Here is a 14,141-nt window from a genome sequence, read left to right as displayed (position 1 = left end):
ACTTGTCTTCTAGTATAGTGCAGAAAAAGAAGGCCGTCAAGCCTTCTTTTGATTTATTCTTCTGCTTCGTCTTCTGTAAATTGACTATTGTAGAGGTCTGCATAGAAACCACCTTGTGCCATTAGTTCCTCATGATTGCCTTGTTCGATGATATTGCCATCTTTCATGACAAGAATCAAGTCGGCATTACGAATCGTTGACAAGCGGTGGGCGATGACAAAGGAAGTTCTACCCTCCATCAAACGGTCCATGGCTTTTTGAATCAACTCCTCTGTACGTGTGTCAACTGAAGATGTCGCTTCATCCAAAATCAAGAGTGGTGCATCCTTCAGCAAAGCACGAGCAATGGTTAAGAGTTGTTTTTGTCCGACAGACAAAGTCACTGTATCGTCCAAGATAGTGTCGTAACCGTCTGGCAAAGTCATGATAAAGTGGTGGATTCCCACAGCCTTGCTGGCTTCCATCATTCGTTCATCACTGATGTCTGTCTGATTATAGATCAGGTTCTCTCGAATCGTTCCTTCAAAGAGCCAAGTATCCTGCAAGACCATTGAAAAGGCATCATGCACTTCCGAACGCTTCATGTCCTTGGTATCCACGCCATCGATACGGATACTTCCCTTATCTATCTCATAGAACTTCATCAAAAGATTGACAATGGTTGTCTTACCAGCCCCAGTCGGTCCAACAATCGCGACCTTTTGACCTGCATGAGCTGTCGCAGAAAAGTCATGGATGATGGTGCGCTCTGGTGTATAGCCAAAGGACACATGATCAAAGACTACTTCCCCTTTCATGTTGCTCAATTGTCTTTCCTTATGAGATTCATCTTGCATCTCTGCTTCAGCTAGAAATTCTAATACACGTGTCATGGCTGCACTCGCTTGTTGCAAGCTCGTAATCCCTTGGGCAATCTGTGACAGAGGTTGGGAGAAGGTCCGTACGTAAACCATAAAGGCTACAATAATCCCTATAGTGATATGCCCTTCTAACGCCAGCGCGGCTCCAACGATGATGACTAAGACATAACTAAAGTTCCCAACAAAGAACATGGCTGGCATCATGATACCAGAGATAAACTGAGATTTCCAGATACTATCATGCAAGTCTTGGTTTAAACCTGCAAATCTCGCTTTGGAGGTATCTACTGCGTTGTAGCTGGTCACTACATTGTGTCCAGAGTACATCTCTTCCACATAACCATTGACGGCTGCTAGATTATTTTGTTGAGCTCTAAAATAACCCTGTGACTTGGCCATGATTACGGAAACCGCCGCAAAACCAACAAGCGTAGAGACCACTGTTACGAGAGCTAAAATCCAGTTCATCCCAAACATGGTCACCAAGACAGCAATCAACAAGAAACTAGCTGAAAGAACTGTCCCTAGACTTTGGTTGAGAGATTGCGCTGCTGTATCCACATCATTGGTCACGCGCGAAAGGGTATCTCCTTGTGAATGACGGTCAAAATAGCCAAGTGGCAAACGATTGATTTTTTCAGCGATAGCCGTCCGCAAGCGTTTTGAAAAATGTTGGATACTCGTTGAAAAGATATAGGCCTGTATATAATTAAGGATAGCTCCAAACACATATAGGACAACCAAAAATCCAGCAATGTTTGACACAGCTACCAAGTCAATTTCTGTAGCCAAGCCATCTGAAATCAAGTTAGTAATTTCTTTAATCTTAGTTGGACCATAAACGGTAATGATGCTTGAAATGACTGCAGCCACAACTGCTATTAGGAGAGGGAGTTGGAGGCCTGCCATATAAGATTTGCACTGTTTCCAGACCGAAACTTTTTTATTTTCCATGTTCCAATTCCTCCTTCGATAGTTGTGAGTAGGCAATTTCTTGGTAGACTTCGTTGGTAGCTAGAAGTTCCTTGTGGGTGCCTTGTCCCACGACTTTTCCTTGATCCAAAACTAAGATTAGGTCGGCGTCCATAATGGTAGAAATCCGTTGCGCTACGATGAGCTTGGTCATGGATTTTGTTTTCTCAGCTAGCTCTTGGCGAAGGACACGATCTGTCTTGTAGTCCAAGGCTGAGAAAGAGTCATCAAAGATGAGAATCTCTGGTTTACGAGCCAAGGCACGCGCAATGGACAAACGCTGTCTTTGACCTCCTGAGAAGTTGGTTCCACCTTGGGCTACTTCTGATGCAAGACCTGCTTCCTTGTCCTCGATAAATGCTTTAGACTGGGCCAATTCAAGAGCTTGCCACATAGCAGCCTCGCTCAGAGGAGTTTCTTTGCTCTTACCAAAGGCCAAGTTCCCCTTGACATCTCCAGAAAAGAGTACAGCTTTTTGTGGAATATAGCCGACCTTATTGCGCAAATCTTCCAAATCGTAATCTTGCACATTAACTCCGTCCACTAGGATTTGTCCATCTGAAACGTCGTAAAAACGTGGCAAGAGGTTGACAAGCGTAGACTTACCTGATCCAGTCGATCCGATGAAGGCTACGGTTTGACCCGCTTCTGCTTTGAAAGTGACATGTTCCACGACTGCTTCTGAGTTTTTAGAGTAGCGGAAAGTCACATCACGGAATTCCACTTGTCCTTGAACTGAAGGATCCGCTGTCTGTGCATGACTAGGATTTTCAATAGAAGAATGCAGATCCAATACTTGATTGATACGTCCTGCCGAAACCAAGGTACGAGGAAGAACGATAAAGAGTGCTCCCATGAGAAGGAATCCCATTACGACCTGCATAGCATAGGACATGAAGACCACCATGTCACTAAAGAGTGGTAGTCGTTCTGTCAAACTTGCGTCGTTGATGATATAGGCACCAATCCAGTAAATGGCTAAACTTAATCCACTCGAAATCGCCATCATGATCGGGTTCATAATCGCCATCAATTGATTGACAAAGAGATTAAGACGTGTTACCTCGTCATTGGCTGCTTCAAATTTCTTATCTTGGTAATCTTCCGCATTGTATGCACGAACAACTCGAATCCCCGTCAAACTTTCACGAGTGATACTATTGAGTTTATCTGTCAATTTTTGGATGACCGATTGTTTTGGAAAAGCCAGAGTCATGAGAACAGTTGTCATTAGAACATTGACGATAACAGCCACAACGACCGCCCAGAGCCAGTATTCCGACTTCCCAAGGATTTTTCCAATGGCCCAGATGGCCATGATAGGTCCACGAGTCACTACCTGTAAGCCCATAGTAAAGAGCATCTGAACCTGCGTAATATCATTGGTCGTTCGAGTCAAAAGACTGGGGATTGAAAAACGTTTGATTTCCGTTTGCGAAAAATCTAGAACACGATTAAAAATATCTCTTCGCAAGTGAGTCGTGTAAGACGCTGCAACACGAGAAGCAAAAAATCCAACTGTTACAGAAGACAGAAAGGCTAGGAGAGATAAGCCCATCATCTTGGCAGCAGGAGACCATAGTTGTCCTAACTCCGTACCCGGTGTTCCAATCAATTCTGTTATTTCTGAAATATAGGTCGGCACTTCTAACTCGAGATAGACCGAGAAACAAGTGAAAAGAATAGTGAGCAGGATCATCCCCCACTCTTTTCCTGTAATACGTTTAGCAAGTTTCTTCATTCTCTCCTCCTATTCTTTCTACATTAGCCTGTAGTTGTCCGAGAACTTCCTCAAAAACGGTTAGCTTTTCCTTTGAAATTCCTTCCAGTAGGCTACTGGCAATCCGATCAAAAAGCGCCTTAACTTCTTGCATCTGAGATCGTGATTTATCGGTCAAACGAACAAGCTTTGCTCGTTTATCACTTGGACTGGCCTCTAACTCGACCAGACCATTTTGTACCATACGCTTGACCAAGTTGCTAGCAACTGACTTGGTGATATTGAGTTCTGTCTCAATATCCTTGATAAGCGTTAATTCTTGATTATACTCACGACGATCTAAAAACTGCAGGACCTGCCCTTGCGGTCCCCCCATAAATTCAATACCGCAACGTTTGGCTTCTTTCTGCAACATCAGGTGGATCTGATACCCAAAACGTTTAAAAATCAACAACGATTTGTCCATGATTGCTCCCTTCTCATGATTTTATATAGTTCTCTGGAGAACTAATTTAGTTTCCGTGAGAACTATTTTATCACTTTCGGAGGAGATGTCAAGAAAATAGTTCCCATGGGAACTATTTTGCTCTGAATTGACATTAGCAGCTATTTTCTCTATAATAAACACTAACTACTGTGGATTGATATCCATTCACACAAGGGAAGGAGAGAGCTTTCAAATGAAACCAGAAGAACAAAGAGTTTTAGGAATCTTAGCAACTATTTTTGGAGCCATCGCACTTTTAGGATCCTGGATCCCATTTATTAACTATCTATCATTTTTCATCGCTATTGTCGCTTTGATCTTAGGTATTATCGGACTTATTGCCAATCTCAAAAAACGGAAAACAATGGCCATTATCGGAACATCTCTTGCAGTTGCTTCTGTTGTACTTTTCTTTACGACTCAGATACTGTACGCTAATGTCTACAAAGAATTTGTCAGGGAGTTTAACCGTTCCTATAGAGAGGCAAGTTCCTCAATGGAACGCGAAGAAGAAAGCGACTTGACAGATGATAGCGCCTATTCCATCCCTGAGGAGGAAGAAGACGATACCTTCACCTGGACCCAAGAACAGTTCGACGCCTTAATCGAAGGTGACCTTGACAACAAAGGAAAAGGTGGTACCAACTACAAGGATATTATCAAAAAACACGGACTACCAGACTCCGAGTTTGACTCCACTATTGGGGGATACGATACGAGAAAAATCACCTATATCTCCATTGGCGACAAGATTAAAACTGTTACCTTAACTTTTGCAAAACAGGACAATGGACAGCTCTTGCTTGTCCAAAAACATGCAGTCGGTCTAGGTCTAGAAAAAAACAAGCAACAAAACGATTCTGAAACCAGAGTCTAAGTTCAAATATCAAAAAAACGAACAGCTAGTACAACTGTTCGTTTTTCTATTAGAATCCATCTACGTTTGTGTAGATCTTTTGTACGTCTTCGTCGTCCTCAAGAACACTGTACAGTTTTTCAAAGGTTTCAAGGTCTTCGCCTGACAATTCCACTTCAGACTGAGGAATCATTTCCAATTCAGTCACTTGGAATTCTTCGATGCCAGACTCACGAAGGGCAACGATAGCCTTATGAAGGTCTGTTGGAGCTGTGTAAACCGTAATTGTCCCTTCTTCTGCTTCTACATCGTCCACATCCACATCTGCTTCGAGCAATTGCTCAAAGACTGCATCAGCATCCTCACCTGCAAATACGATCACACCCTTGTTATCAAAGAGGTATGAAACCGAACCTGAAGCACCCATGTTTCCGCCATTTTTACCAAAGGCAGCACGCACATTAGCTGCGGTACGGTTGACGTTTGAAGTCAAGGTATCAACGATCAGCATAGAACCATTTGGTCCAAAACCTTCGTAACGTCCTTCTGTAAAGGTTTCGTCTGTGTTTCCTTTTGCTTTATCAATCGCTTTATCGATAACGTGTTTTGGCACTTGGGCTTGTTTAGCACGGTCGATAACGAATTTCAAAGCAGTGTTTGATTCTGGGTCTGGATCCCCTTTTTTAGCTGCTACATAGATTTCTACACCAAATTTTGCATATACTTTAGAGTTAGCTCCATCTTTAGCCGTTTTCTTGGCTACGATATTGGCCCATTTACGTCCCATTAGGAATCTCCTTTTTTCACATTTTAATCTTTCTTATTATAACACAAGTTTTTTCGATTTTCACTAGAGGAAATGGATTTTATTCAGCAAATCCAGCTAGGATTGTCCTTTGGCTGCCAAGATTGCCTTGCCTTCTTTTATCAGGGGATGGCGGAAAAGTGAAAAGTACAGTTGGGTAGTCATGGCAACCCAGATAAGGGGTTCGCAGAGAATAACTCCCCTATACCCTGCCCAAGGGATAATCAAAACTACAAAAACGATTTTCCCGATTAGTTCTATAAAGCTGGAAACTAGAGGAAGGACTTTCTGCCCCAATCCCTGCAAGCAATTCCGATAAATCAGCAAAAGGCTCAAAATCGGATAAAAGACTGAACTGATTTGCAGGTAGAGGCTACCATTTTCTACCAAGTAGGTATCTGTCGAACTGGCCAAGAAAGAAACCAAGCTCGGACTGGCAAAAAAGAGGGCGATACAAATAAAACCTGCCCAGGACATGCTCAGGCGACTCCCAATACCAAGACCTTGGACTATGCGGTCTGGTCGCTTGGCCCCAAGATTTTGAGAGGCAAAGGTCGTCATAGCAGAAGAAATAGCCGTCATCGGAAGGAGAGCAAAAGCCATAATGCGACGCGCCGCCGTCTGGGCGCTAATAATCACAGCTCCAAGGGTATTGACTGAAGACTGTAAAATCACACTACCAATGGACACAATCGAACTCATCAGACCCATAGCCAAACCTTGCTCTAAAAGATCCGCGTACAAGGCCTTGTTCCATTTAAAATGCTTGAGTTGAGGGAGCAGTTCTGGAACACTCTTACGGATATAGAAAAAGCAAAGAACCGCTGACAAGCCTTGCGAAATGATGGTAGCAAGCCCTGCGGATTGAACTCCCAGATGCAATTGCGTAATGAAATACAAATCCAGCACCACATTAACCAAGGCAGAAAAAATCAGAAATCCAAGAGCTGCTAGACTGTCTCCAATGGACCGCAACAAGCCTGCAAAGAGATTATAAGCGAAGCTGACGCCTACACAAGTCACAATCATAGAAATATATTGATAGGATTGGGGGAGGATTTCTGCAGGGGTATCTAAATATTGCAAGAGTGGATACAGACCGACAAAGCCCATCAGCATAACCACAATACTCAAAAGAGCACCTAAAATCCAAGTTGCTGCTACTGCTTCCTTGATTTTGGTGAAATTACGAGCCCCATAATAGCGGGCAATGACGATCCCCATGCCATTTCCAACACCAAGCGTAAAGCCTATAATCAAGTCAAAAATGGCAGTTGTCGCCCCTACTGCAGCCAAAGAATCTTGACCAAGAAAACGCCCAACAATCAAGACGTCAGCTGTATTATAGAGTTGCTGAAAGATATTAGACAGCAAGATTGGAAAGGCAAAGCTTAACAGCGCAGGAAGAATAGGACCATGTATCAAGTCCACGGATCGTTTCTTATTCATAAAGCTATTATATCAGCTTTCTAAAGGAGCGACAAGGCTCTGTCACTAAGTTTGCAATCAATTGCTTACAGAGAGACAATTTGCTATAATCAAGAAAAGGAGGTCATTTATGAGTTTGACCAGTCAATTAATTACCGATGTATTTCCTGATCTGGATAAGGTTGAAAAGCTAAACAAGGAAGCATTCCCTGAGGAAGAACGAGTTCCTCTGTCAGAGTTTTTACGCTATCAAGACCGAGAAGATGCTCACTTTTTTGCCTTTTATAACCAAGAAGAGTTTGTCGGCTTTGCTTTTGCCATCTCCAATCCAAAGGCCTTCTATATCAGTTTTTTTGCCATCATGCCCCACTTGAGAAGCCACGGATATGGAAAAGAAATCATCGAAAAGCTGACTGATTTTTACCAGCGAACCATGTTACTAGAAGTCGAGCGATTGGATGAAGAATGCGATAACTTGGAGCAGAGAAAGGCTCGCATGGATTTCTATCACCAAAATGGTTTCAAAACAGCCAATGCTTTTCTAGAGTACGAAGGTTTGAGTTTTGAAATTCTCTACCGTGGCGACTATTTTGACGAAGAAGCCTATCGCGACATCTTCCAAAAGCTACAGAATGAACATTATTTTGACTTTCATATAGAGTATCGTCGTTTTAGTGACCATTAAACAAGACTTATCCATCCAGTGAAAAACCTCTCTTTTTCGATAGAAGCTACATATAAAAATGCATGTAATCATAGATTACATGCATTTTTTATTTTCAACTGATCAGAATAAACTTTTATTCTCTTTATGGCTTAAGCTTCTGCATTGCCTTCTGGAAGAAGGAAGTAGAGAACAGCATAAGCCAAGATTCCAGAACCACCAAGTAGAGTGAAGATGATCCAAAGTGCACGAACAAGTGTGTGGTCCATGTTAAAGTAGTCAGCGATACCAGCACAAACACCAGCAATCTTTTTGTCTTGTACGTTACGAACAAGGCGTTTTTCCATTATAGTAGTCTCCTTTTTATAGAATGATTTAATTTTATCATCAAATTAAAAAAATTGCAACAGTTTTTTTAATTTTTTTGATTAAATACTCTTTTATTACGCTTTTGAAACTTATGGAGACTTAATAATTAAACATAAAAAGCAGAGAAGGACTTCTCCGCTTTTATCTTTAATCTTCAATTTCGATTTCAAGTCCATCGCCTAGGTCAAGTGTTACTTCTTGGTTAGGTGCTAGATCTTCTGCGACAGAGGTAGGAGTTGTCCCTTCTTCATCTTCAATCAAGCCATATTGAACACGAACTTGATGGTCAATGGCATCAAAGATTTCTGGGTGATCCGCCAAGTATTTCTTAGCATTTTCAGATCCTTGTCCGATTTTTTCACCCTTGTAAGAGTACCATGCTCCCGCTTTTTGGATGATATCGAGATCACTTGCAATCTTCAAGAGCTCACCAGTCTTAGAGATTCCTTCTCCGTACATGATTTCAACAAAGGCTTCCTTAAATGGTGGAGCCACCTTGTTTTTCACGACCTTGATCTTGGTTTCCTTACCGACATTGGTATCTTTTTGGTCACCAGTTCCCTTGATTTGTGTGCTTCCACGAACATCCAAACGGACTGAAGCGTAGAATTTCAAAGCACGTCCACCAGGTGTTGTTTCTGGATTTCCAAACATAACCCCAACTTTTTCACGCAATTGGTTGATAAAGATGGCAATTGTTTTGGTTTTATTGATCGAAGCTCCGAGTTTACGCATGGCCTGGCTCATCATACGAGCTTGCAAACCAACGTGGCTGTCTCCAATATCCCCATCAATTTCCGCACGAGGTACAAGGGCCGCAACCGAGTCGATAACGACAAGGTCAACTGCACCTGAGTCAATCAATTTTCCAGCAATTTCAAGACCTTGTTCACCTGAGTCTGGTTGTGACAAGAGCAATTCGTCAATGTTCACACCAAGGGCTGCAGCATAGGCTGGGTCAAGAGCATGTTCCGCATCGATAAAGGCTGCAATACCACCTTCTTTCTGTGCTTGCGCAACAGCGTGAAGGGCAACCGTTGTCTTACCAGATGATTCTGGTCCATAGATTTCGATGATACGTCCTTTAGGATAACCACCTGAACCAAGGGCAATGTCAAGAGCCAATGAGCCTGAGCTCATCACTTGAACTTTTTGCTCCGCGCGCTCACCCAAACGCATGATGGAGCCTTTACCAAAGTCTTTCTCAATCAATTTAAGAGCATCGTTCAATGCTTTTTCACGGTCAGCTCCAAATTTTTTCCCAATTTCATCTAATTTTTTTGTTGGTTTTTTCGCCATTTTGTTCTCCTATATTCTACTGGTCCTTAGACCTATCTTTCATTATACCAAAATTTAGTCACTTAATAAAGCCTTGCGAACTAGGTTAAAGGCATGCATGACCGCAATATGTCGAACATCTGCTCGACTCCGTCCTGCTATATTGGCCTTGATCACCTCTGTTCCTTTTGCATGTGCCAGTCCAATAAAAACTGTACCAGCTGGATGCCCCTCTAGGCTATCTGGCCCAGCTACACCTGTCAGACTGACTCCGTAGTCAGACTTAGTCTTGATCCGTGCCTGCTCTGCCATTTTTCGAGCCGTAAAGTCAGAAACAACCCCGTGTTCTTTTAGCTCTTGCTCGGAAATATCCAGCATCTTAGACTTTTCTTCTAGGCTGTAAGTGACAAAACCGCCATTAAAGATTGCTGAAACGCCCGAAAAGTCTGCTAATGTCGCTTGAAAGAGACCTGCCGTCAAGCTTTCTGCCGCAGTAATGCTTTTCTGTCTCTTCTTTAGCTCTTCTACAACGACACTTGCGAGACTGGTTTCTTCTCCATATCCATAACAGATGTCTCGTAAAGAAATTCCCTCGAAAGTTTGGCGACTCAAGATTTGATTTTCTAGGATGTCCAGTGCTTGATCAGCCTTTTCTTGACTGACTGCTTTTGTAGACAAACGGAAGGTCACTTCTCCCGTCTTGGCATACGGCGCCAAAGTCGGATCGGTTTGATGGTCAATCAAATCCGCCAAAATGGTTACCAACTGACTCTCCCCAATTCCAAAGAAACGGAGCACTCGTGAGTACAGTTTGGTTCCTGTCATCAGCATGGGCAAGAGTTGATTTAATACCATAGGTTTCAATTCACTAGGTGGTCCTGGAAGGACCACGTAGGTTACACCATCCACTTCCAATACTCCTCCTACTGCTAAACCTGTCTCATTTGGCAGTGGAGTCGCCCCTTCTACAATTTGAGCTTGGCGCTCATTATTCGGTGTCCGAGCATAGTCAGGTCTATGAGCAAAGAAAATATCCAGTCTCTCTTGCGCTTGAGGGTCAAACACTAGATTTTTTTCTAAAAATTTTGCCAGGGTTTGTTTGGTCAAATCATCCTCAGTTGGTCCCAAGCCCCCTGTCAAAATCACAAGATTACTACGTTGACTCGCAATCTCCAGCAAGGACAAAAGACGAGCTTCATTATCTCCAACAGCAGTTTGGAAGTAGACATCTACCCCGATTTCGGCTAGTTTCTCTGATAAAAACTGAGCATTGGTATTGACAATCTGCCCTGTTAAAATTTCTGTTCCAACAGCAATAATTTCTGCTTTCATGTTTCCTCCTACTTATCTATTCGAATTTTTTTGAAAAAATCGCAGGAAATTTCCCACGATTTGATTCTTTTCTTATTCTGCTTCTTCGTTTGAAGCGTTCGTACTGGTTGAAGGTGCTGTCCGACCAAAGGCTGTTTCGTACAGTACCGCATTGGTTTCCAATTCTGTCACTGGCTCTTTACCTAGTGAACGACGCAAGAGATTTTGCATTTCGAGCATATGTTCTGAAGTGACAATCTGATAAGAAATTCCCTGTAGCTCAGCATCTTCCCCACGCAATTGATGCGTTTCGATATTCTTGAAAGAATCTTGATAGCCAAGCAATTGTGGAATGCTCTTAGCTGACAAGTCCACATTGGTCTGCATGTTATCACTCAAAGCTTTGAGGATACCTTGATAATGACTCACACTGTTTAGGCTCAAAACCTTCTCAACGATTTTTTGAATGACTTCACGTTGACGTTTTTGACGACCATAGTCTCCCTCTGGGTCTTGGTAACGCATCCGTGAATACACCAAGGCTTCCTCCCCATTCAAAGTTTGTTCTCCAACACCGATGGAAATCTTATTGAACTCTTCTTGGTCAGCAATCGAAATTGGGAAACCGAGTGTATTGTTGACGGTGATCCCACCAACTGCATCCACCAATTGTTGAAGCCCCTGCATGTTAACCATCACATAGCGGTCAATGTGGATATTCATCATCTTTTGAATAGTAGAAATTGCAAGTTCCGCACCACCATTAGCATAGGCCGCATTGAGTTTGGCTTCCTGAACTTGACCGTTTCCAGTCTCAATCTTGGTCAAAATATCCCGTTCCAAACTCATCATAGTGGTTTTCTTTGTTTTGGGATTAACCGTCAGGAGAATCATGGAATCACTATTTCCCGCCCACGGGTCTGTACGTTCCACATTTCCCGTATCTACCCCCATCAAGAGAATGGTCAGAGGCTCCGTCGCTTCGATAACGTTGGTTTCTTCCCCGATTTTTTTGTAAGTCTTTTTACTTAGGGTTTCTGTTCCCTGTTGGTAGATGGTATAGCCATAAACCGCTACACCTAAAACTGTTACTGCTAGGAAACCTAGCACCATTCCAATTAATTTTTTAATCATCTCGTTATTTATTTATCAGCTTGCCCATAAGACAAACATCTAAAAATATCCCTTCTGCTAAATAGGCTCCTCTTTCTTGTAAGCCTTCTGTGATAAATCCCATTTTTGAATAGAGGTGGACTGCAGCCTCGTTTCGTTTTTGTACACTAAGTTGCAAACGGCGCAAGACGCCACTGACTTTAGCCCACTCGATGCCTTCTTCTAGAAGTATAGTCGCCAAGCCTTGGTTCCAAAATTTCTTGCGAACTGCTAAAAAAATATCACCGATATGTCGAACTCTTAAATGTTGGTCCGCTGTAATATTTAAAACTCCTGCAATCTCATCATTCAGTAAGGCGAGGAGAGTAATTTGATTCTCTGATACAGCTTGTTTTTCGATAAAAAGAGCCATTTCAGAAGCTGTCATCATGATACCATTTTCATCCAAACTGGTAAAATCTGTCTCTTGACCGACACAATCTAAAAATGCAATTAAGTCTGTAGCATCTGATGTCTCTGCCTCACGAATACACAACTCATACTCCATCTTGAAGCTCCTTGATGAGTTGTTCAGCCCGAGAGCCATGAGCCGTAAAATGAAGACAACGCCCCTCAGCTTCTTTCAAAATTTCCAACTCCAAGTAAGAATCTGGTAAATCTTCACCCAAAAGATGCCCCCACTCAATAACAGTCACACCACCACCGAAGAGAAACTCATCCAAGTCAATAGAATCAGCATCACCTTCGATACGGTAGACATCCAAGTGGTAAAGTGGCAAACGCCCTTCGTACTCTCTGACAATGGTATAGGTTGGACTTTTAATCATTTGACGGATATCCAAGCCCTTAGCAAGGCCTTTTGTAAAGGTTGTTTTACCCGCCCCCAACTCTCCAGTCAAGATCAGAACATCGTCTTTTTGAAGCAAATGGCCTAATCTTTCTCCGAGAGCCAGAAGCTCTTCTTCATTTTTTGTGTGCATGCTACTATTATACCAAAAAGTTTTCTTTTGTGTGAATTTTCTTTATGGACTTACTATAACAATTTTGAAAAATTCTCCTCCACTTAAAAGAATACAACTATTGAAAAAACAAACAGGATATCCCGAATCAGGTGACCATAAAAGGAGATTTCCCTTTGAATACATTTTGGAAAAAGGAAACGTGCGCATAGAAAACCAACACTGATATAAATGAGAATCGAGGAAATCACTAAGGGATTCCTCAAAAAAACCATCGTAGCTAGAACGGAAATGACGACTGTTTTCTTTTTATTTAGGTGATTTTCTATATCGCGAAAAATTTTATCAAAAGGTAAGAAAATCAATAGATCTACTCCTAGCAAGAAAAAGAAGGAGGGTAAAAAGAGGTCAACCAATTCTTGTTGCAATTTGCTAGTAGTTTGGATGCTTTCTGAGAGAACCAGACAGGTTGCCAAAAGATTGACTACTAAAAGGAGGCAATAAACCAGACTCACTTTCTTTTGAACATGTAAAATACTGTGCCTAGACTGGTCTGCTGTATGGAAATAATTTATCCCAGCACAGAGAACAGAAATTCCTACTATCAAAATCAAAAAATAAGCATTGGTCTGTTTTAAAGATAAAAAGGTTTCTTTCCATAATAGACAACTAGAAAAACTAATCTGGACGACTGCAATCAACAACAATAGGCGAATTGATTTTACCATTTCTTTTCCCTCCCTATATGGGATTATACCTTGTGAGGAGTTTGAAATGATCGTTACCGCCTCAAGTGTCCTTTTTTTGTGCTCAACTGACCAAAAAACAGCTCTGTTGTGCACAGAACTGTTCTTTTACCAGTCTAATCCTTAAACCAGAGAGCAATTTCACGTTTTGCAGAAGCTTCCGAATCGGATCCATGAACTACATTTTGAATGGCTTGATTGTCTCCTGCAGCCTTGGCAAAATCTCCTCGGATAGTTCCTGGCAGAGCTTCTTCTGGTCGAGTAGCACCCATCATACTACGCCAGGTTTCAATCACTTTCGGACCTGATAGAATGCCCACCACTACTGGTCCTGAAGTCATAAACTGACGGATAGGAGGGTAAAAACTTTTTCCAACCAAGTCTTGATAGTGTTGGTCAATCAAATCTTTTGAAACTTTTGAAAGCAACTCTAATTTTTCGATTTTGAAACCTCGTTGCTCCATTCTTTGCAGAATTTCGCCAACCAGCCCTCTTTTCACACCATCTGGCTTAATGATAAAGAATGTTTGTTCCATACGGACACCTCCTTGGCATTTTAGTTCTTCTATTCTA

At 42.1% G+C, this 14,141-nt stretch carries 15 protein-coding genes; 2 read left to right on the top strand and 13 right to left on the bottom strand.

The genetic code is table 11. The features are described 5' to 3' along the window. Positions 1-53 precede the first annotated feature (53 nt). The 3 genes from D8863_RS00660 to D8863_RS00650 are packed head-to-tail and all read right to left on the bottom strand — an operon-like array spanning position 54 to position 4,018. Positions 54-1,814 (bottom strand): ABC transporter ATP-binding protein, encoded by a 1,761-nt coding sequence (locus D8863_RS00660; RefSeq protein WP_125440786.1) that lies wholly within the window; start codon positions 1,812-1,814, stop codon positions 54-56. After that, entirely contained in the window at positions 1,804-3,573 is a 1,770-nt protein-coding gene (locus D8863_RS00655) for an ABC transporter ATP-binding protein (protein ID WP_125440785.1), read from the bottom strand. The genes D8863_RS00660 and D8863_RS00655 overlap by 11 nt, the downstream gene beginning before the upstream one ends. Beyond that, positions 3,557-4,018: a MarR family winged helix-turn-helix transcriptional regulator gene (locus D8863_RS00650; RefSeq protein WP_125440784.1), complete on the bottom strand. Its 462-nt coding sequence runs from the start codon at positions 4,016-4,018 to the stop codon at positions 3,557-3,559. The genes D8863_RS00655 and D8863_RS00650 overlap by 17 nt, the downstream gene beginning before the upstream one ends. Before the next feature lie 214 nt (positions 4,019-4,232). Here D8863_RS00650 and D8863_RS00645 point away from each other — a divergent pair, with 214 nt between their 5' ends. Next, positions 4,233-4,916, top strand: a complete 684-nt coding sequence (locus tag D8863_RS00645; protein ID WP_125440783.1) for a CD20-like domain-containing protein — start codon at positions 4,233-4,235, stop codon at positions 4,914-4,916. Positions 4,917-4,965: 49 nt separating this feature from the next. On the opposite strand, the gene D8863_RS00640 is transcribed toward D8863_RS00645, so the two are convergent. After that, positions 4,966-5,682 carry a YebC/PmpR family DNA-binding transcriptional regulator gene (locus D8863_RS00640; protein ID WP_000532894.1) on the bottom strand — a complete coding sequence of 239 codons (717 nt, stop codon included), beginning with the start codon at positions 5,680-5,682 and terminating at the stop codon, positions 4,966-4,968. A 96-nt stretch (positions 5,683-5,778) separates the two neighbouring features. Further along, entirely contained in the window at positions 5,779-7,149 is a 1,371-nt protein-coding gene (locus D8863_RS00635; RefSeq protein WP_125413941.1) for an MATE family efflux transporter, read from the bottom strand. A gap of 109 nt (positions 7,150-7,258) precedes the next feature. Between D8863_RS00635 and D8863_RS00630 the strand changes: the two genes are divergently transcribed. Next, on the top strand, positions 7,259-7,813 hold the full coding sequence (locus tag D8863_RS00630; RefSeq protein WP_084883447.1) for a GNAT family N-acetyltransferase: 555 nt from the start codon (positions 7,259-7,261) through the stop codon (positions 7,811-7,813). 131 nt (positions 7,814-7,944) lie between these two features. On the opposite strand, the gene D8863_RS00625 is transcribed toward D8863_RS00630, so the two are convergent. The 8 genes from D8863_RS00625 to ndk form a co-directional block, all read right to left on the bottom strand. Next, entirely contained in the window at positions 7,945-8,139 is a 195-nt protein-coding gene (locus D8863_RS00625) for a PspC domain-containing protein (protein WP_049520829.1), read from the bottom strand. Between the two features lie 169 nt (positions 8,140-8,308). After that, positions 8,309-9,460, bottom strand: a complete 1,152-nt coding sequence (recA, locus tag D8863_RS00620; protein WP_001085517.1) for a recombinase RecA — start codon at positions 9,458-9,460, stop codon at positions 8,309-8,311. A gap of 54 nt (positions 9,461-9,514) precedes the next feature. Beyond that, positions 9,515-10,771, bottom strand: a complete 1,257-nt coding sequence (locus tag D8863_RS00615) for a competence/damage-inducible protein A (protein WP_125440782.1) — start codon at positions 10,769-10,771, stop codon at positions 9,515-9,517. A gap of 72 nt (positions 10,772-10,843) precedes the next feature. Further along, positions 10,844-11,884, bottom strand: coding sequence for a glycopolymer--peptidoglycan transferase LytR (lytR, locus tag D8863_RS00610; protein WP_000592174.1), 1,041 nt, complete (start codon positions 11,882-11,884; stop codon positions 10,844-10,846). Between the two features lie 4 nt (positions 11,885-11,888). After that, complete coding sequence (locus D8863_RS00605) at positions 11,889-12,410, bottom strand: GNAT family N-acetyltransferase (protein ID WP_125440781.1); 522 nt, start codon at positions 12,408-12,410, stop codon at positions 11,889-11,891. Continuing rightward, positions 12,400-12,843: a tRNA (adenosine(37)-N6)-threonylcarbamoyltransferase complex ATPase subunit type 1 TsaE gene (tsaE, locus tag D8863_RS00600; protein WP_000556959.1), complete on the bottom strand. Its 444-nt coding sequence runs from the start codon at positions 12,841-12,843 to the stop codon at positions 12,400-12,402. The genes D8863_RS00605 and tsaE overlap by 11 nt, the downstream gene beginning before the upstream one ends. An 83-nt stretch (positions 12,844-12,926) precedes the next feature. Then, a complete protein-coding gene (locus tag D8863_RS00595; RefSeq protein ID WP_125440902.1) occupies positions 12,927-13,550 on the bottom strand; it encodes a hypothetical protein in 624 nt (207 codons plus the stop codon). 134 nt (positions 13,551-13,684) lie between these two features. Beyond that, positions 13,685-14,104 (bottom strand): nucleoside-diphosphate kinase, encoded by a 420-nt coding sequence (gene ndk / locus D8863_RS00590; RefSeq protein ID WP_076984297.1) that lies wholly within the window; start codon positions 14,102-14,104, stop codon positions 13,685-13,687. Between the last annotated feature and the right edge of the window lie 37 nt (positions 14,105-14,141).

The organism is Streptococcus oralis (genome assembly GCF_003943825.1).
Classification (GTDB): Bacteria; Bacillota; Bacilli; order Lactobacillales; family Streptococcaceae; genus Streptococcus; species Streptococcus oralis_CD.
This window is presented reverse-complemented; position numbering and strand designations above follow the sequence as displayed.